The sequence below is a fragment of the Leifsonia sp. 466MF genome, assembly GCF_900100265.1.
In the GTDB taxonomy this organism is placed as follows: Bacteria; Actinomycetota; Actinomycetes; order Actinomycetales; family Microbacteriaceae; genus Leifsonia.
This window is the reverse complement of the sequence record NZ_LT629696.1, coordinates 3,048,096-3,065,754: the sequence shown is the minus strand read 5'-3', so window position 1 is coordinate 3,065,754 and position 17,659 is coordinate 3,048,096. Positions and strand designations below refer to the sequence as shown.

Sequence of the window (17,659 nt, the reverse complement as noted above, 5' to 3'; positions counted from 1 at the left end):
CATCATGGCTCATCCTGCAACATGGAATGCGTCTTGACAATTTTGTACAAACCATTCACACTCTTTTCCATGCCGATCATCGAAGATCCCAGGACCCGCCGACGGGCACCTCGTACCGGGGTGCACTCATGAGCGGCACTCCGCAGCGCCTGTCGCGCTCGCACCACGGTGCTGTCCCGCTCCCCGAGACTCCCGCCCGTGCCGGAATCCTCCACCTGGGCCTGGGCAGCTTCCACCGCGCACACCAGGCGGTCTACACGGCTGCGGCCATCGCGGCCGATGGCGGCGACTGGGGCATCGTGGGCGTCGCCTCGCGATCGCGGACCGTCGTCGACGCGATGCGCGCACAGGACCTCCTCTCCTCGGTCGCGACGATCTCGCCCGAGGGAATGTCGCTGAGCATCCCGGGCGTGCACACCGACGCCTTCGTCGCGGCGGACGAGCCCCAGCGCGTCGTCGAGAGCATCGCCGACCCCGGCATCCGCATCGTCACGCTCACGGTCACGGAGAACGGCTACAGCTCCTCGCCCGCGACGGGTCACCTCGACACTGCAGACCCGACCATCGTCTCCGACCTGCGCGGAGGCCACCCTCGCTCGACCATCGGACAGCTCGCTCGCGGCGTCCAGCGGCGGGCCGCGGCATCCGGAGCCCCTCTGACGATCCTCAGCTGCGACAATCTCGCCGCCAACGGCGCCCGTACGAAGGCTCTCGTCCGCGACTTCCTGGAGGCGCTGCCTGCCAGCGAGGGCGCCGAGGCACTCGCCTTCCTCGAGTCGTCGGTCTCGTTCCCCTCGAGCATGGTCGACCGCATCGTCCCGTCCACGACGCCCGCGCTCCGCAGTGAGGTGTCGTCGCTCCTCGGCGCGTGGGACGAGATCCCCGTCCCCGCCGAACCCTTCACGATGTGGGCGATCGAGGACGACTTCGCCGCAGGACGGCCCGCCTGGGAGGCCGGAGGAGCGGTCTTCAGCACGGAGGTCGGCCGCTACGAGGACATGAAGGTGCGGCTCCTCAACGGAACGCATTCGTTGATCGCCTACCTGGGCGCGCTGCAGAACGCCGAGACGATCCCGGATGCCGTGGGCCGGCCGGCGATCGAGCGTGCAGCGCGCGCGGTGCTCGCCCACGAGTACACGCCGTCCATCCAGGTCCCGACGGGCGTCGACATCGCGGAGTACGAGCGTCAGCTGTTCCTCCGCTGGGGCAACACCGCACTCGGGCACAAGACCAGCCAGGTCGGTACGGACGGCTCGGTCAAACTGCGTCAGCGCATCCCCGAGCCGGCGCTCCGGCTGCTCGACCGCGGCGAGATGCCGCACATGATCGCCCTCACCGTGGCCGCCTACCTCTCCTGCATCGCACCCCGACCCGGATTCGATCCCGGCCCCTTCGCCGCCGCGATGAAGGATGCCGCCCGCGAGCGGCTGATCCCGCTCGCCGGGTCGGCCCGTACCGGGGCCGACCTCGCCGCGGCCTCGATCACGGACCTCCGGCTCTTCGGCGCCGACCTCGCCGACCGTCCGGCGTTCATCGAGCGGGTCGGCGAGCTGGTCGACACGATCGAACGCGACGGCGTCTCGGCGGCGATCACGGAGAGCGTCACGGCGGCGGAGACCGACATCAGGTCACGAGCATCGGAGGTCCCGGCATGAGCACGGTGAACCCGACCCACGATCACGAGGAAGGCGCGACGATGAAGGCGCTCGCCATCCACGGCAAGGAAGACATCCGCTGGGAGGACCGCGAGGTGCCTCAGCCCGCGTCGGGCGAGGTGCGGCTCCGGGTCCGGTACGTCGGCATCTGCGGTTCCGATCTGCACTACTACTTCCACGGCGCGAACGGCGAGTACACCATCCGGGAGCCGCTGACCCCGGGCCATGAGCTCTCGGCCGTCGTCGACCTCGACCCGTCGGGGCGCCTCGCCGCCGGGACACCCGTGACGGTGCACCCGGCCCGCTACGGCGCCGACGTGCCCGGCCTCGAGGACAGGCCGCACCTGCGCCCCGGCGGCGACTACTTCGGCAGCGCCGCGACGATGCCGCATCGCCAGGGCGGCGCCGCGGAGTACCTCCTCGTCGAGGAGCACATGATCCGTGTTCTCCCCGAGGGCCTTCCGCTGGAACGTGCGGCACTCGCAGAACCGCTCGCCGTCGCCCTGCACGCCGTGAGCCTGGCGGGCGACATCAGCGGAAAGCGTGTGCTCGTCATCGGCGCGGGCCCCATCGGACTGCTCGTCGTCGCGGCGGCCGTGCACGCGGGGGCCGCCACCGTCGGCGCGAGCGACGTCCGCGCCGAGCCCCTCGATCGCGCCGCGGCCCTGGGCGCGAGCGAGTTCGTGCTCGTCGGCAGCGACTCCATCGCGGACGAGTCGTACGACGTCGTCTTCGAATGCTCCGGAGTCCCCGTCTCCGTCACCCAGGCCGTCCGCGCGGCGCGCCGGGCGGGAACCGTCGTGCAGGTCGGGATGCTCGCCGACGCCGAGATCGGCGTCAACCTCGCGCCGATGCTCGCCAAGGAGCTGACCCTCCGCGGCGCATTCCGCTTCTCGACGGAGATCGACGACGCCGTCGCGATGCTCGCCGAGTCGGACGCCCTCGACTCCGTCATCTCGCACACCATCGACGCCGCAGACGCCCTCGACGCGTTCCGGGTCGCGCGCGACTCGTCCGCGTCGGCCAAGGTCCTTCTGCGTCTCTGAACCTCCACCACCCTCCCCCCACTCATTTACGAAGGAGTAACGATGAGCACTTCCAACGTCCCCGGTGTGGACGCCTCCGCGCCCCCGCAGACGGTCGAGAGATCGACCGGCGACCTCGTCCGGGCCGCGGTCTCGGGCTGGCTGGGCACGGCACTGGAGTTCATGGACTTCCAGCTCTACTCCCTGGCCGCCGCCCTCGTCTTCAGTCAGCTGTTCTTCGCCGGGGAGGAGCCCGGCATGGCCGTCGTGCTCGCCATGGCGACCTACGGCGTCGGCTACATCGCCCGCCCGCTCGGCGCCTGGTACTTCGGCCGGATGGGCGACAAGGTCGGCCGCCGCAAGGTCCTCTTCTACACGATCCTGCTCATGGGCCTCGCGACGACGCTCATCGGCTTCCTGCCGACGTACGCGCAGGCCGGCATCCTCGCGCCGATCATGCTCGTCGTGCTGCGTCTCGCGCAGGGCTTCGGCGCCGGCGCGGAGATCTCGGGTGCCGGCGTCATGCTCGCCGAGTACGCTCCCGCGCGCCGCCGCGGCATCATCGCCTCCCTCGTCGCGCTCGGCACGAACTGCGGAACGCTCTTCGCCTCCGCGATCTGGGCACTCCTCCTCGCCGTCATGATGGAGGACGACGTCATCGCCTGGGGCTGGCGGATCCCCTTCATCGCGAGCTCCATCGTGATGGTGTTCGCCGTCTGGGTGCGCTTCCGCCTCAAGGAGAGCCCCGTCTTCGAGGAGCGCACCGACGTCGTCGACGGCAAGGCGCTCTCGCGCGATGAGATGGTCGACCTGGCGACCAAGAGCAACGACCTCCGCGCGCTCGAGGCCCTGCGGAAGAAGCCGGTCAAGGCGACGCTCGTGTCGTTCTTCCTCCGCTTCGGCCAGGCCGGCAACTCGGGTCTGATCCAGACCTACATGATCTCCTTCATCACGATCACGCTCGCCGTCCAGAAGGGCGTCGGCCCCGAGATCGTGATCGTCTCCTCGCTCATCGGCTTCGGCACCATCCCGCTGGTCGGCTGGCTCGGCGACCTGTTCGGCCGCCGGCGGATGTACATCATCATGACGTCGCTCTCGCTCGTGCTGATCATCCCGACGATGCTCGCGATCAACACCAAGGAGGTCGGCTGGATCTTCGTCGGCTACGCCGTGATCCACAACGTCTCGGTCCTCGGCCTCGCGTCCATGGAGAACATCTCGCTCCCCGAGATCTTCGGAGCGCGGAACCGCTACACGCTGACGGCCATCGTGCGCGAGATCGCCGCCATCATCGCCACCGGCATCGGCCCGATCATCGCTGCGGCCTGGGTCGCCGCGACGACCGGCAGCATCATCCCGGTGATGGTGCTGCTCGGCATCTACACCGTGTGCGCACTGGTCGCCGCGATCGTTGCGCCCGAGTGGACGGGGCGCGACCTCACCGACCCGCGCGCCGCGATGTGACAAGGAAGGACGATCAATGACCATCGACCGCGTCGATACCATCATCACCAGCCCCGGACGCAACTTCGTCACCCTCAAGATCACGACCTCGGACGGCATCGTCGGCTGGGGGGACGCCACACTGAACGGCCGCGAGCTCTCGGTCGCCTCCTACCTGGAGGACCATGTCGCCTCCACTCTCATCGGCCGTGACGAGGACCGCATCGAGGACACCTGGCAGTACCTCTACCGCGGCCCCTACTGGCGGCGCGGACCGGTCACGATGGCGGCCATCGCCGCGGTCGACATGGCCCTCTGGGACATCAAGGCCAAGAAGGCCGGGATGCCGCTCTACCAGCTCCTCGGCGGTGCGAGCCGGTCCGGCGTCCGCGTCTACGCCCACGCCTCCGGCACCGACTACGACGCGCTCGCGAACGCGATCACCGGCTACCAGGAGCTCGGCTTCACCGCCGTGCGCGTGCAGACCGGTGTCCCGGGGCTCGGTCAGATCTACGGCGTCTCGGCGGCCGGACCGGGGGTGCGCTACGACTACGAGCCGGCCAAGCGCGCCGAGAACGGCCGCCCGAGCGAAGAGACGTGGGACACCCGCAATTACCTCAACCACATGCCGGGGATCTTCGCCAAGATCCGCGAGGACTTCGGCACCGACCTGCGGATCCTCCACGACGGCCACCATCGGATGACGCCGATCGAGGCCGCGCGCTTCGCGAAGGACATCGAGCCGTACGACCTGTTCTGGCTCGAGGACTGCACTCCCGGCGAGGACCAGACGGCGCTCCGCCTCGTGCGCCAGCACTCGACGACGCCGCTCGCGATCGGCGAGGTCTTCAACACCGTCTTCGACTACCAGACGCTCATCACCGAGCGCCTCATCGACTACGTCCGCTCCGCCGTCACCCACACCGGCGGCATCACCGCGATGAAGAAGCTCCTCGACTTCGCCGCGATCTACGGGATCAAGTCCGGCATCCACGGCCCGACCGACATCTCGCCCGTCGGGATGGCGGCAGCGCTCCACCTCGACCTCGCGATCCACAACTTCGGCATCCAGGAGTACATGCCGCACAACGAGCAGACGCTGGAGGTGTTCCAGACGTCGTTCACGTTCGACCGCGGCTTCCTTCACCCGGGGGAGGAGCCCGGGCTCGGTGTCGAGCTCGACGAGGACGCAGCGGCCGCCTTCGAGTACACCAAGGCCTACCTCCCCGTGAACCGGCTTACGGACGGGACCGTCCATGACTGGTGACGTCGCGCGGCTTCCGCTCCCGCAGAAGACGGCGCAGTCGCGGCTCATCGTCGTGGCGCGAGCCAGGAGCGCCGAGGACTACGACCCCGTGCTGGAGGCGCTCATCGATGCCGGCATCCGTAGTGTCGAGCTGACCCTCACCACACCGGGTACGATCGAGCACCTCCCGGGGCTGATCGAGCGCTTCGGCGATGACGTCGACCTCGGCATCGGGACCGTGACCGACACCGACCAGCTCCGGCGTGCAGTGGATGCGGGCGCCCGCTACCTCGTCACACCGATCACGGTTCCCTCCCTCCTCGCCGCGGCCGTGGAGGCCGGTGTGCCGCTCGTTCCCGGCGGGTTCACGCCGACCGAGTTGTTCGCCTCGTGGTCGGCCGGGGCGTCCGCCGTCAAGGTGTTCCCTGCCGGACGGCTCGGCGCGGGATACGTCAAGGATCTGCGGGGACCGTTCCCCGACATCGAGGTGGTGCCGTCTGGAGGCGTCGACCTCGAGAGCGCCGCGCAGTGGCTTGCGGCCGGTGCCGCGGCCGTGAGCGTCGGCGGCCCGCTGCTGGGCGACGCGTTCCAGGGCGGCGACCTGGTTGCCCTCGGTGAGCGGGCCCGCGCGTTCGTCGCTGTCGCCGCCGGCGGCAGCGCATGACGGCGGTGTCCGACCGTCGACGTGTCGCGACGCTCGGCGAGACGATGGCTCTCGTGCGCAGCCGCGACATCGGCAGCCTCCGGCACGCGTCCGACCTCGCTCTCGGCGTCGGCGGCGCCGAGAGCAACGTCGCGATCGCCCTGCGCAGGCTCGGCGTCGACGTCACGTGGCTCGGTCGGGTCGGCGACGATTCGCTGGGGGAGCGCGTCGTGCGCGAGATCCGCGCGGAGGGGGTCGACGCGCGCGCCGTCGTGGATGCGGGCGCCCCGACGGGCCTCATGCTCAAGGAACGCCCCAACTCGACGTCGACCCGCGTGCTGTACTACCGATCCGGCTCGGCCGGATCGAGACTGTCGCCCTCCGACCTGCCCGACGGCTGGATCGAACAGGCCGACCTGCTCCATCTCACGGGGATCACGGCCCTCATCTCCGAATCGGCCCGCGAGACCCTCTCGGTCGCGATCGACCGCGCCCGAGCGGCCGGCGTCGTGGTGACCTTCGACATCAACTACCGATCCTCTGTCGCTGCTCCGGCCGTCGCGGGGCCGTGGCTCCGGGAGGTGGCCGAACGCGCCGACATCGTGTTCGGCGGCGCGGAGGAGTTCGAACTGCTCTCCCCGGGCACGGATGCCGCGGCCGCGTGCGAGCGCCTCCTCGCGCATCGTCCCACGGAGGTCGTCCTCAAGCGCGGCGCCGAGGGCGCGACGACCATCCTGCCGACGCAGGTGGTCGACGCCCCGGGGTTCGTCGTCGATGTCGTCGACACGGTCGGAGCCGGCGACGCCTTCGTCGCGGGGTACCTGAGCGGCGTCCTGGATGGATCGGACGTCGCGGCGCGCTTGCACCGCGCCAACGTCTGCGGAGCGATGCTCTGCATGACGCCCGGAGATTGGGAGTCGAGTCCCACGCTTCGGGAGGTCCGGCAGTTCACAGCCGGCGTCGGCGACCCCGTGCTCCGCTGAGGAGTCTCCCGGCCGTTTGGCGATCCGGCCGGATCCCGTTACGATACGGTACGTGTCGTATTCAGAGAACACCTCGCGCCGGGCGGGCCGCCCGCGCGACGACAGCCGCGAGTCCCACATCCTCGCCGTCGTCAACGCGCTCCTCGCCGAGCGCGGCTACGACGGCGTCTCGTTCGAGGAGGTCGCCCGCCGAGCCGGCGCCTCCAAGCCGACGCTGTACCGCCGCTGGGCGAACAAGCGCGAGATGGTCGTCGCCGCACTGAAAGTCGGTCCGGCCCGCCGGGACGACGCCGACGCGATCGACACGGGGTCGCTGCGTGGCGACCTGCTGGCGCTGTGCCGCCGCCTGCTCACGACCCTCCGCTCGGCCGACGGCCAGACCGCGCTCGCGCTCCTGCAGGCCGGGTTCGAGGACCCGGAGCTCGGCGAGACGATCGAGCAGACGGTCGGCCCGACCGGTGCGCGCCTTCCGGCGGACGTCGTCGCTGCGGCGGTCGGCCGGGGCGAGCTGCCCGAGGGGGTCGACCCCTTCCCGTTCGAAGAGGTCACCGGCTCCGTGCTCCTGCTCCGCCGCCTCAACGGCCTCGCCGTCACCGACGACTACCTCGAGGCACTGGTCGACACCATCCTGATCCCCGCGCTCCGGGCGACGGCATCCGACACCCGGCCCCTTCCCGCCGGCATCTTCTCCGGACACCCGGCGACCGCCGACGCCTGACCGCCCACTCCACCGACCGACCACCCCCACGACCCAGGAGGCACATCCACCATGGCCACGATCGACGGCTTCAGCTACCAGACCATCCCCGGCAGCGGCGGCATCCCGCTGCACGTCGCGGTCGGGGGGACCGGCCCGGCGGTGGTGCTGCTCCACGGCTTCCCGCAGACCCACTACATGTGGCGCGAGGTCGCGCGGCGGCTCGCCGACGATCACACCGTGATCGTCCCCGACCTCCGCGGCTACGGCGAGAGCGGCAAGCCGGCGGAGGACGGACCGGACACCTACTCCAAGCGCACGATGGGCGACGACGTCGTGGCGGTCGCGTCCGCCCTCGGACACGATCGGTTCGGGCTCATCGGCCATGACCGCGGTGCGCTCGTCGGCGTCCGCGCCGCGCTCGACCACCCGGAGCGCGTGCAGTACCTCGGCATCCTCGACGTGCTGCCCACCCTCGACACCTGGGACGTGCTGCACGGGGTGGATGCGAAGATCGCCTGGCACCTCTACCTGATGGCCCAGCCGGTGGGGCTGCCCGAGCGCATGATCTCCGCGGTCGCCGACGACTTCTTCGCCTCGTTCCTCGACGCGTGGGACACCGACGGCACCACGTTCACGCCGGACGTGCGCAGGCACTACATCGACAGCTCGGTGGCGGCGGTGCCGTCGATCGTCGCCGACTACCGCGCGAGCGCCGGGATCGACCTGGAGCTGGATCGCGCCGATCGCGCCGCGGGCCGAGGGCTGGCCATGCCGGTCGGCGTCCTGTCGCAGGACTGGGGGTCGCAGCTCGGCTTCGACCCGCGTGCGATCTGGGGCGCCTGGTCGGACGACCTGGTCTACGAGCCGATCGACGCCGGCCACTTCATGGCCGAGGAGAAGCCGGATGACGTGGCCGGCTTCATCCGCTCGCTCGCCGCGCGCGCCCGCTCCTAGACCGGGTCAGTCGACCTCGCGCACCTGCCCGTGCTTGATCTGCAGGCGGCGCTGGGCGCGCTTCGCGACCGCGGTGTCATGCGTCACGATCACGACGGTGAGACCGCGGTCGCGCCACAGTCCCTCGAGCAGGTCCATGATCTCGTCCCGCGTCTCCTCGTCCAGGTTGCCCGTCGGCTCGTCCGCCAGCAGCACCTCCGGATCCTTGACCAGCGCCCGCGCGATCGCGACGCGCTGCTGCTGGCCGCCGGAGAGCTCCGACGGCAGGTGGTTGCCTCGGTCGGCGAGCCCGACCGAGGCCAGGGCCTCCGCCGCGCGGCGCTTGCGGTCGGCGGCGCTGACCTTGAGCGGCGCGAGAGCCGTCTCGACGTTCTCCTGCGCCGTGAGGGTCGGGATGAGATTGAACCCCTGGAAGACGAACCCGATCTCCTTCGCCCGGATCTTCGTGAGCCGTCCGTCGTGCTGCTTCGAGAGGCTGTCGGCGCCCAGCTCGACCGAGCCGGAGGTCGGCCGGTCGAGCGCCCCGAGCATCTGCAGCAGGGTCGACTTGCCTCCTCCGGTCGGCCCCTGGATGGCGACCAGCTGGCCGTCCGGGATGTCCAGGGTCACGTCGTTGAGGGCGACGACCTGGCGCTTGGACTGGCTGTAGGTCTTGGTGACGTCGGTCAGGGTGTACATGTGTGCTCCTTCGAGGGCGGGATGACCGGGTTCAGGCGACCGAGCGGAGGGCCGCGGCCGGGCGGAGTCGCGAGGCACGCCATCCGCCGATGGCCCCGGCGATCAGACCGCCGAGGACGGCGAGGCCGACCGCGCCGACGATGATCCACAGGGTCACCGGGGCGTGCAGGGCGATGTTCGCGGAGGTCGTCGCGGCCTCCCTGGCCGCTCCGAAGGCGCCGCCGAAGCCGCGGGCCGCGCCCTCGCCGGTCGCACCCGTCGCCGCACCGGAGCGCTCGGCGGCGGCACCGGTGGTGCCGTGGCTGATGCTGCCGGTCAGTGTCGGCGAGATCAGATTGACGACCAGCACCCCGAGGAGGCCGACCGCGACGCCGATCACGCCGCCGATGACGCCCTGCACCACGGACTCGCCGGCGACCTGCCCGACGATGCGCCGGTTGGACCAGCCGATCGCCTTGAGGGTGCCGAACTCGCGGGTGCGCCGGGTGACGCCGGAGATGGTGAACAGGATGGCGATGAGGAACGCGGCCGCGAGCACGATCACCGACAGCCAGGTGCCGAGGTTCGCGATGAGCTGGCCGGCGCTGCCGAGGGAGCCGGAGACCGTCGAGGCGAGGTCGGCCTGCGTGCTGACCGTCGCCCCGGACACGGCCTTCGTCAGATCGGTCTTGATCTGGTCGATGTCGCCGGAGGAGGCCGCCTTCACGTACACCGACGAGATCTTGCCGCTCTGCCCGGAGAGCGTTTGGGCGACATCCAGCGGGATGTACGCGTTCGCCGCAGTGGTCGCGTCGGAGCCGGTCGCCGCGACGATCCCGATGACCGAGAAGTCCGTGCCGCCGATCGTGATGGTGTCGCCGACGGCTTTGCTCGCCGTCTTGGCGTAGCTCGCGTCGAGCACCACCACATCCTTGCCCGCGTCGGCCGCCGTGAAGCTCCGGCCGCCGGTGAGGGTGACCGAGGCGAGCGGGCCGACGGACTTGCCGGCGGGATCGAGGCCGAGCACCGAGAAGGAGTCGACGGTGAAGGAGCTGCCGCCTGCGCCGTCGGAGCCGCCCGTCGGGGGCGCGGTCGGCTGTGCCGCCTGACCGTTCTCGCGCTCCTGGCGGAGCTGCTGGAAGTTCGGCAGGGTTCCGCTGAAGCTGGTGTTCGTGAGCGAGAGCACGGCGGCGGCCGACTCGACGTTCTGCACCTTCTTCACCGTGGTGAGGGTGGATGCGTCCATGACCGTGGCGCCGCGGGTCGGTTCGAGACGGGAGGTGTTGACCTGCCGTGCGCCGCCGGTGTCGGTCCCGGCGTTGGCGCCGAAGTCGAAGCGTGGACCGCCTCCCGCACCCTGGAGTCCGGTCGCGTTCTGCGCGGTCGCGGGCTGGCTCACCGTGATGTCCGTGCCCACCCCGTACACCGACTGCAGCACGCTCTCCTGCGCCTGGCGCACCCCCGCCGAGACCGCGTCCACGATGATGACCAGCGCGATCGCCAGGGCCATCCCGATGGCGATGATGATCGTCTGCTTGCGGCGGTTGAGCAACTCGCGCCGCAGATAGGTTCCGAACATGGGCTCCCAAACTGTGCTGTCGGATGAACGTCTGGCGTGAGGTTAGGAACGGCCGTTTTCGGGTCGCTGTGGCGAAGCTATGCATCCGCCGAGTGCCCGGTTTCCTGCGGATTGTCACATCCGGCGCGCCTGCCGTGTCGTACGGGTGAAGGCAACGAGAAGGAGGAATCCCATGCAGCAGCAGGCCCAGGTCGTGGTGATCGGAGGCGGGTATGCCGGAGTCGCGGCGGCCAACCGGCTCAGCGGTCGGGACGACGTCTCCGTGACCCTGGTGAACGCGCGGCCGGTCTTCGTCGAGCGCATCCGTCTCCACCAGCTGGCGGCGGGCACGGACGACGCGATCGTGGAGTTCGGGAAGGTGCTGGCGCCGTCGGTCCACCTGGTCGTCGACGCCGTCGAGCGCATCGACGCGCCCGCACGACGGCTGGAGCTGTCGTCCGGCGGCCACCTCGACTACGACTACCTTGTCTACGCAGCGGGCAGCGTCCGCGCGCTGGCCGATGTCCCTGGCTCTGCCGAGCACGCCCTCCCGATCGCGCAGCTCGGCGACGCGGACCGGCTGCGGGAGGAGCTGGCGGCACTCGGGTCGACGGACCCGATCGCGGTGGTCGGCGGCGGTCCGCTCGGCATCGAGGTCGCCTCGGAGCTCGCAGAGCAGGGCCGTTCCGTCACGCTCTACTGCGGCGGACCCCTCGGCCCGTCGCTGCATCCCCGCGGACGCCGCTCCATCGCCCGGCGGCTCGCCGCGCTCGGCGTCACGGTCGAGGACGGCCCCGGCTCCCGGGTGATGGCGGTCGAGCAGGATGCGGTGGTGCTGGCCGACGGGAGCACGCGCCCCAGCGCGCTCACCATCTGGGCGGCCGGGTTCGTCGCAGCCGACCTCGCGCGCCGCAGCGGACTCACCGTGGATGCCGCCGGCCGGCTCCTGACCGACGAGACCCTGACGAGCGTCGACGACGACCGCATCGTCGCGGCGGGCGACTCGGCCGCGCCGTCCGGGCACCCGCTCCGGATGAGCTGCCAGGCCGCCGGGCCGCTCGGCGGTCACGCCGCCGACACCGTCCTCCGCCGGATCGACGGCCGCGACCCGGAGCCGTTGGTGATGGGATTCGTCGGTCTCTGCATCAGCCTGGGCCGCCGTCACGGGATCTTCCAGTTCGAGCACAGGAACGACACGGCGACGCGGGCGCACATCGGCGGCCGTGCGGGAGCAGCGGTGAAGGAGCTGGTCTGCCGGGGCACGGTACAGCAGCTGACCCTCGAGGCGCGGCATCCCGGCGTCACTCGACTGCCTGCGGCCTTCGGCGACCGCGAGCGCCGCCGTATGCTCGCAGTGAACGGGTCGGCCCCTGAAGTCGCGGGCGCGACCCCGGGACGGGAGGGCGCATGAGCTCGCACCGGACGGATGCGGCGACGTCGCTCTTCGTGGCGCACCGCAACCTCCTCTTCACGGTGGCGTACGAGATGCTCGGCTCGGCGGCGGACGCCGAGGACGTGCTGCAGGAGACCTGGCTGCGCTGGAGCACCGTCGACCAGGCGGAGGTGCGGGAGCCCCGCGCCTACCTGGTGCGGATCGCGACCCGGCTGGCGCTCAACCGCCTCCGCAGCGCGCAGCATCGTCGCGAGGCATATGTCGGACCCTGGCTGCCCGAGCCCCTGCTGACCTCGCCCGATGTCGCGGACGACGCCGAGCTCGCGGAGAGCATCTCCATGGCCCTGATGGTGGTCCTGGAGACTCTCGGGCCGACCGAGCGCGCTGTGTTCGTGCTGCGCGAGATCTTCGGCTTCGAGTTCGACGAGATCGCAGCGGCGGTGGAGAAGACGCCGGCGACCGTGCGTCAGATCGCCCACCGCGCCCGGCAGCACGTGGAGGCGCGGCGCCCGCGGGTCAGTGTCACCGCCGATGAGGCTCGCGCCGCGCTGGACGCGTTCCGTGTCGCGGTGGAGACCGGGGACGTGCAGGCGATGCTGAACGTGCTCGCCCCCGACGTCGTCCTCATCAGCGACGGCGGCGGAGTGAAGCAGGCCGCACTCCGGCCGATCCTCGGCGCCGACAAGGTGGCGCGTTTCATCTCCGGCGGCATCCGGAAGACCGCCGTCGATTTCGCCATCGAACCGGCCGTCGTCAACGGCAACCCGGCGCTGGCGCTGCATGTGGCGGGCGAGTTCGACGGGGTGCTGGCCGCCCGCGTCCAAGACGGTCGGATCACGGGCCTGTACATCGTCCGCAACCCGCAGAAACTGTCGTGGCTGGGGGAGGAGCTGACCCTGTCGCTGCGCTGACCGATCCAAATAGCCAAATGTTGGACATTTAGGGGAGCCTGCCCTAGCGTGGAGGAATGCCACGCATCGCCCCCAGTCCCACGCTCGCCGAACAGGTCACCGATCAGCTTCGTCGGCGGATCTTCGCGGGGGAGTTCCCCGTCGGCGCGCTCCTGCCGCCGGAGACGGAGCTGGCCGAAGAACTCGGCGTCAGCCGCAACAGCATCCGTGAAGCCCTCCGGTCGCTGGTCCACGCCGGGATGCTGGGCGCGCGGGCGGGATACGGCACTTTCGTGCGCGCCACGAACGACGTCGCTCCGACCCTGGCGCGACGCCTCGACCAGGAGCGCGACGTCGATGTCGCAGAGGTGCGTGCCCTCCTCGAGCGGGAGGCCGCCCGGCTCGCGGCCCTCCGGCGCACGCCCGAGCAGCTCGCGCGGTTGAACAAGGCCCTCGCCGAACGGACCGCGCTGATCGGCCTCCCCGGATACGACGACGCGGACATCGCCTTCCACCAGGCCCTCCTCGACGCCACCGGCAATTCCCTGCTGGCCGAGCTGTACCGCGGCGTCGGCGGCAACGAACGGGCTCTGCACGCCCTTCGCGACGAGGCCGCCGTGTCCGCCGACGGCGAGGCGCGACCCACCGACATCGACGAAGCGCACGCGCCCATCGTCGAGGCGGTCGCCGCGGGCGATCCGGTGGCCGCAGCCGCGGCGGCGGAGGCGGCGGTCCGCCTGATCAACGAGAGACAGGGCATCCACCTGCCCGGATACGACGCGACGGGCTCGGGCCGATGATGTCGGAAAGGACGGCGCTGCGCGGCGGCGGGAGCGGGGGCGCTCGCATCATCCGGACCCTGAGTCCCGCGCTCGTCCTCACCGGTCTGCTGCTCGTCGCCGGAAACCTGCGAGCGGGGCTCACCACCGTCGGCCCAGTCCTCAGCGACATCACCAGTGCGCTCGGCCTCACCTCCGTCGCAGCGTCCGTGCTGGTCAGCCTCCCGCTCGTCGCGTTCGCCGTCGTGTCGCCGTTCGCGCCGCGTGTTGCGCGCGCGCTCGGGCTCGAACGGTCCCTGGCGCTCGCGCTCCTCCTCCTCGCCGGCGGCCTCGTGCTCCGCTCCCTCCCCGGCCTCGGCTCGCTCTGGACCGGCACGGCCCTCATCGGCGTCGCGATCGCCGTCCTCAACGTGGTGCTGCCCGCATTGGTGAAACGCGACTTCCCCACGCGCATCGGGCAGATCACCGGCGCATATTCGGTCGTGCAGGCCGTCTTCGCCGCAATCGCGGCCGGTGTCGCCGTCCCGGTCGCCGGGCTGACGGCGGTCGGCTGGAGGCTCCCGCTCGGGATGTGGGCGGTGCTGGCGGTCATCGCGATCGCCGTCCTCGCACCGCAGCTGCGCCGCAGAACCGTCGTGCCCGACGGGCAGGAAGACCTGACCCTCGGTAGAGAGGGCCATCGCAGCGGCGGACGCTCGCCGTGGCGGTCGGCCCTCGCGTGGCAGGTGACCGCGTTCATGGGGCTGCAGTCGGTGGGCTTTTACATCTTCATCACCTGGCTGCCCTCGATCGAGAGGTCGGCGGGGATCAGCCCGGAGGCGGCCGGGTGGCACCAGCTCCTCCTCAATGGCTGCGGCATCGTCGGCAGCGTCACGTGCTCCTTCCTCATCCCGCGGTTCCGGGACCAGCGGCTGCTGGCCGCCGCGGCACCCGCCCTCACGGTGATCGCGATGCTCGGTGTGCTGTTCGCTCCGGCGCTCTCGGCCATCTGGGACAGCATCGCCGGGGTGGCGGGCGGTGTCACGATCGTGCTGGCGCTCTCGTTCTTCGGCCTGCGCACCCGCCACCACGCGCAGGCGGCCGCACTGTCGGGCATGGCGCAGTCCGTCGGCTACCTTGTCGCCGCCGCCGGCCCGATCGGCGTCGGCGCCCTGCACGACGCGACCGGGTCATGGACGGGTCCTCTCCTGGTGGTCATCGGTGTGCAGGTCGTGCTCCTGGTGTTCGGTCTGCTGGCCGGACGGAACCGCATCCTGGAGTGACCCCGAGCGCTCAGAGAGTTCATAGGTTGTGCAAAGACGGCATCCATCACCCTCCTCATAATGAGAAAGGTGACCATCAACGCGCGCGCCGCCTCCGGCCCCTCCAGCCAGCCCCGTACCCTCCTGCGCCGCGCGGACGGCAGCGCCATCCGCGTGCTCGTCGTCGACGATGAGGCGACGCTGACGGACCTCCTCGCGATGGCCCTCCACTACGAGGACTGGGAGGTCAAGACGGCGTCGAACGGTCAGCAGGCGCTGCAGCTGTCGCGCGAGTTCAAGCCGGATGTCGTGGTGCTCGACATCATGCTCCCCGACATCGACGGCCTCCAGGTGCTGTCGCGGATGCGCGCCGACGGCAACGAGGCGCCCGTTCTCTTCCTCACCGCGAAGGACTCCCTCGACGACCGCATCGCCGGTCTCACCGCCGGCGGCGACGACTACGTGACGAAGCCGTTCAGCCTGGAGGAGCTCGTCGCGCGCCTGCGCGGTCTGCTGCGCCGGTCGCGCGCGGCGGTCGCCGACCACGACGACCCCGTGCTGATCGTCGGCGACCTCGTCCTCGACGAGGACAGCTACGAGGTCCACCGCGACGGCGAGCCCATCCAGCTGACCGCCACCGAGTTCGAACTGCTGCGCTTCCTGATGCGCAACCCGCGCCGCGTGCTCAGCAAGGCCCAGATCCTCGACCGGGTCTGGAGCTACGACTTCGGCGGATCGTCCAGTGTGGTCGAGCTCTACATCTCCTACCTGCGCAAGAAGATCGACGCCGGCCGCGCCCCGATGATCCACACTGTCCGCGGCGCCGGTTACATGGTGAAGGCCGCGCAATGACCTCCGCCCGCGACGCGGGCGCCCCGGTCACCGGGCCAGGCGGATCCGGTCGCGCGAGCGGCCGGTCCTGGCGCATCCGCCCGTTCCGCTCGTGGACCCTCCGGAGCCGTGTCGTGCTCGTCGTCGTGGCGATGCTGGCGGTGCTCGGCGCCGTGATCGGGACGGTCAGCGTGTTCGCGCTGCAGAACTACCTGATGCAGCGGCTGGACGGGCAGCTCACCTCGGCGCTCGACCGCGGCCAGCGGGCCGCCGATCGCATCTACGGCGATCAGCCCACAGGACCGGACGTCATCGGCATCGTCCAGACGCCGGGTCAGCAGACCGGCACGTTCGGCGTCATCCGCAGCGGCGACATGCTGCTGTACCCGGTCATCCTCTCCGAGAGGCCGGCCGGAAGCACCCCCGATCAGCCGGTGGCGCCGAAGCGGGTGCTCATCTCCACCACCGCCCTGCTCAGCCTGCCGTCGGACGGGCACCCGCGGACCATCGACCTCGGCGCGTCCCTGGGGGAGTACCGCGTCGCCGCGGTGGAGCTGACCAACGGCGACAGCGTCATCATCGGCCTCCCGCTCAGCGACGTGAACGCGACCGTCGCACGGCTCACGCTCGTCATCGTGCTGGTCACCCTCGCCGGGCTGGTGTTCGCGTTCCTTCTCGCGAGCGTGGTCGTCCGGCTGGCGATGCGTCCGCTGGAGCGGGTCGCGGACACCGCGGAACAGGTCTCCTCCCTGCCGCTCGATCGAGGAGACGTCGCGCTCTCCGTCCGCGTCCCGGAGGCCGACACCGACCAGCACACCGAGGTCGGAAAGGTCGGCTCCGCCCTCAACCGGATGCTCGGCCACGTCGCCTCCGCCCTGACCGCACGCCAGGCGAGCGAGCAGAAGGTGCGCCAGTTCGTCGCCGACGCCAGCCACGAGCTGCGCACACCGCTCGCCTCCATCCGCGGCTACGCCGAGTTGACCCGGCGAGCCCCGCACGAACTCCCGCCGGACGTCACGCACTCGCTCGGTCGCATCGAGTCGGAGGCGACCCGGATGACCTCCCTCGTGGAGGACCTGCTGCTGCTCGCCCGGCTCGACGAGGGCCGCGAGCTCGACCGCGATCCCGTGGACCTCTCCCTGCTGCTGGTGGATGCGCTGAGCGACGCCCACGCGGCCGGACCCGACCACGAGTGGGCGCTCGACCTGCCCGACGAGCCCGTCGAGGTCGTCGGCGACGCCCCGCGACTGCACCAGGTGCTCATGAACCTGCTCGCGAACGCGCGCGTGCACACGCCGGAAGGCACGAAGGTGACGGCCGGCCTGCGCGTGGATGAGGACGCGCACCGCGCCGTCATCACGGTCGCGGACGACGGACCGGGCATCCCGGAGGACATGCAGGCGACGCTGTTCGAGCGCTTCGCCCGAGGAGACAGCTCCCGCAACCGCGCCACCGGATCCACCGGGCTGGGCCTGGCCATCGTCCAGGCGGTCGTGCAGGCGCACGAGGGAGACGTGACCGTCACGAGCGAGCCGGGCCGGACCGTGTTCACGGTGTCGCTGCCGCTCGTGCCGACCGCCGTTTGAATCCGATTTGCAGACCGGGGTGCGCATCCCGTACCCTGTACGAAGCCAAAGACCGCTGGTTGTCGTGCTCGCATG

General features: G+C 70.8%; 16 protein-coding genes. 14 read left to right on the top strand and 2 right to left on the bottom strand.

Going from position 1 to position 17,659, the window contains the following annotated elements; translation table 11 throughout:
- The first annotated feature begins 128 nt into the window (after positions 1–128).
- Genes BLR91_RS14580 through BLR91_RS14545 form a run of 8 tightly spaced genes read left to right on the top strand, consistent with a single transcriptional unit; the run spans position 129 to position 8,649 of the window.
- On the top strand, positions 129–1,655 hold the full coding sequence (locus BLR91_RS14580) for a mannitol dehydrogenase family protein (protein ID WP_089880929.1): 1,527 nt from the start codon (positions 129–131) through the stop codon (positions 1,653–1,655).
- Positions 1,652–2,701, top strand: coding sequence for an L-idonate 5-dehydrogenase (locus BLR91_RS14575; RefSeq protein ID WP_089880934.1), 1,050 nt, complete (start codon positions 1,652–1,654; stop codon positions 2,699–2,701). Before BLR91_RS14580 ends, BLR91_RS14575 begins: the two co-directional genes overlap by 4 nt.
- A 42-nt stretch (positions 2,702–2,743) precedes the next feature.
- Positions 2,744–4,144, top strand: a complete 1,401-nt coding sequence (locus BLR91_RS14570; protein WP_018189786.1) for an MFS transporter — start codon at positions 2,744–2,746, stop codon at positions 4,142–4,144.
- 16 nt (positions 4,145–4,160) lie between these two features.
- Complete coding sequence (gene manD / locus BLR91_RS14565; protein ID WP_018189787.1) at positions 4,161–5,390, top strand: D-mannonate dehydratase ManD; 1,230 nt, start codon at positions 4,161–4,163, stop codon at positions 5,388–5,390.
- Positions 5,380–6,033, top strand: a complete 654-nt coding sequence (locus BLR91_RS14560) for a bifunctional 4-hydroxy-2-oxoglutarate aldolase/2-dehydro-3-deoxy-phosphogluconate aldolase (RefSeq protein WP_089880937.1) — start codon at positions 5,380–5,382, stop codon at positions 6,031–6,033. The genes manD and BLR91_RS14560 overlap by 11 nt, the downstream gene beginning before the upstream one ends.
- Positions 6,030–6,995 carry a sugar kinase gene (locus tag BLR91_RS14555; protein WP_089880940.1) on the top strand — a complete coding sequence of 322 codons (966 nt, stop codon included), beginning with the start codon at positions 6,030–6,032 and terminating at the stop codon, positions 6,993–6,995. The genes BLR91_RS14560 and BLR91_RS14555 overlap by 4 nt, the downstream gene beginning before the upstream one ends.
- A 52-nt stretch (positions 6,996–7,047) precedes the next feature.
- Positions 7,048–7,713 (top strand): TetR/AcrR family transcriptional regulator, encoded by a 666-nt coding sequence (locus tag BLR91_RS14550; RefSeq protein WP_089880943.1) that lies wholly within the window; start codon positions 7,048–7,050, stop codon positions 7,711–7,713.
- Between the two features lie 51 nt (positions 7,714–7,764).
- The gene (locus tag BLR91_RS14545) at positions 7,765–8,649 is read left to right on the top strand and encodes an alpha/beta hydrolase (RefSeq protein WP_089880946.1); all 885 of its coding nucleotides are present in this window, start codon (positions 7,765–7,767) and stop codon (positions 8,647–8,649) included.
- A gap of 6 nt (positions 8,650–8,655) precedes the next feature.
- Here BLR91_RS14545 and BLR91_RS14540 read toward each other — a convergent pair whose 3' ends face one another.
- A complete protein-coding gene (locus BLR91_RS14540; protein ID WP_089880950.1) occupies positions 8,656–9,327 on the bottom strand; it encodes an ABC transporter ATP-binding protein in 672 nt (223 codons plus the stop codon).
- Between the two features lie 31 nt (positions 9,328–9,358).
- Positions 9,359–10,885: an ABC transporter permease gene (locus tag BLR91_RS14535; RefSeq protein WP_089880954.1), complete on the bottom strand. Its 1,527-nt coding sequence runs from the start codon at positions 10,883–10,885 to the stop codon at positions 9,359–9,361.
- A gap of 172 nt (positions 10,886–11,057) precedes the next feature.
- Here BLR91_RS14535 and BLR91_RS14530 point away from each other — a divergent pair, with 172 nt between their 5' ends.
- Genes BLR91_RS14530 through BLR91_RS14505 form a run of 6 tightly spaced genes read left to right on the top strand, consistent with a single transcriptional unit; the run spans position 11,058 to position 17,584 of the window.
- Positions 11,058–12,275 carry an NAD(P)/FAD-dependent oxidoreductase gene (locus BLR91_RS14530; RefSeq protein WP_089880956.1) on the top strand — a complete coding sequence of 406 codons (1,218 nt, stop codon included), beginning with the start codon at positions 11,058–11,060 and terminating at the stop codon, positions 12,273–12,275.
- On the top strand, positions 12,272–13,168 hold the full coding sequence (locus tag BLR91_RS14525; protein WP_020075614.1) for an RNA polymerase sigma-70 factor: 897 nt from the start codon (positions 12,272–12,274) through the stop codon (positions 13,166–13,168). Before BLR91_RS14530 ends, BLR91_RS14525 begins: the two co-directional genes overlap by 4 nt.
- Positions 13,169–13,224: 56 nt before the next feature.
- On the top strand, positions 13,225–13,947 hold the full coding sequence (locus BLR91_RS14520; protein WP_089880959.1) for a FadR/GntR family transcriptional regulator: 723 nt from the start codon (positions 13,225–13,227) through the stop codon (positions 13,945–13,947).
- Positions 13,944–15,188: a CynX/NimT family MFS transporter gene (locus BLR91_RS14515; protein ID WP_231918934.1), complete on the top strand. Its 1,245-nt coding sequence runs from the start codon at positions 13,944–13,946 to the stop codon at positions 15,186–15,188. Before BLR91_RS14520 ends, BLR91_RS14515 begins: the two co-directional genes overlap by 4 nt.
- Positions 15,189–15,248: 60 nt before the next feature.
- Positions 15,249–16,019 carry a response regulator transcription factor gene (locus BLR91_RS14510; protein WP_269209383.1) on the top strand — a complete coding sequence of 257 codons (771 nt, stop codon included), beginning with the start codon at positions 15,249–15,251 and terminating at the stop codon, positions 16,017–16,019.
- Entirely contained in the window at positions 16,016–17,584 is a 1,569-nt protein-coding gene (locus tag BLR91_RS14505) for a sensor histidine kinase (protein ID WP_089880964.1), read from the top strand. Before BLR91_RS14510 ends, BLR91_RS14505 begins: the two co-directional genes overlap by 4 nt.
- Positions 17,585–17,659: the final 75 nt, after the last annotated feature.

Excerpts from the sequence above, each read along its gene's own strand:
- BLR91_RS14580 (WP_089880929.1), top strand. The coding sequence starts at position 129 with ATGAGCGGCACTCCGCAGCGCCTGTCGCGCTCGCACCACGGTGCTGTC.
- BLR91_RS14575 (WP_089880934.1), top strand. The coding sequence starts at position 1,652 with ATGAGCACGGTGAACCCGACCCACGATCACGAGGAAGGCGCGACGATG.
- BLR91_RS14570 (WP_018189786.1), top strand. The coding sequence starts at position 2,744 with ATGAGCACTTCCAACGTCCCCGGTGTGGACGCCTCCGCGCCCCCGCAG.
- manD (WP_018189787.1), top strand. The coding sequence starts at position 4,161 with ATGACCATCGACCGCGTCGATACCATCATCACCAGCCCCGGACGCAAC.
- BLR91_RS14560 (WP_089880937.1), top strand. The coding sequence starts at position 5,380 with ATGACTGGTGACGTCGCGCGGCTTCCGCTCCCGCAGAAGACGGCGCAG.
- BLR91_RS14555 (WP_089880940.1), top strand. The coding sequence starts at position 6,030 with ATGACGGCGGTGTCCGACCGTCGACGTGTCGCGACGCTCGGCGAGACG.
- BLR91_RS14545 (WP_089880946.1), top strand. The coding sequence starts at position 7,765 with ATGGCCACGATCGACGGCTTCAGCTACCAGACCATCCCCGGCAGCGGC.
- BLR91_RS14540 (WP_089880950.1), bottom strand. The coding sequence starts at position 9,327 with ATGTACACCCTGACCGACGTCACCAAGACCTACAGCCAGTCCAAGCGC.
- BLR91_RS14535 (WP_089880954.1), bottom strand. The coding sequence starts at position 10,885 with ATGTTCGGAACCTATCTGCGGCGCGAGTTGCTCAACCGCCGCAAGCAG.
- BLR91_RS14530 (WP_089880956.1), top strand. The coding sequence starts at position 11,058 with ATGCAGCAGCAGGCCCAGGTCGTGGTGATCGGAGGCGGGTATGCCGGA.
- BLR91_RS14525 (WP_020075614.1), top strand. The coding sequence starts at position 12,272 with ATGAGCTCGCACCGGACGGATGCGGCGACGTCGCTCTTCGTGGCGCAC.
- BLR91_RS14520 (WP_089880959.1), top strand. The coding sequence starts at position 13,225 with ATGCCACGCATCGCCCCCAGTCCCACGCTCGCCGAACAGGTCACCGAT.
- BLR91_RS14515 (WP_231918934.1), top strand. The coding sequence starts at position 13,944 with ATGATGTCGGAAAGGACGGCGCTGCGCGGCGGCGGGAGCGGGGGCGCT.
- BLR91_RS14510 (WP_269209383.1), top strand. The coding sequence starts at position 15,249 with ATGAGAAAGGTGACCATCAACGCGCGCGCCGCCTCCGGCCCCTCCAGC.
- BLR91_RS14505 (WP_089880964.1), top strand. The coding sequence starts at position 16,016 with ATGACCTCCGCCCGCGACGCGGGCGCCCCGGTCACCGGGCCAGGCGGA.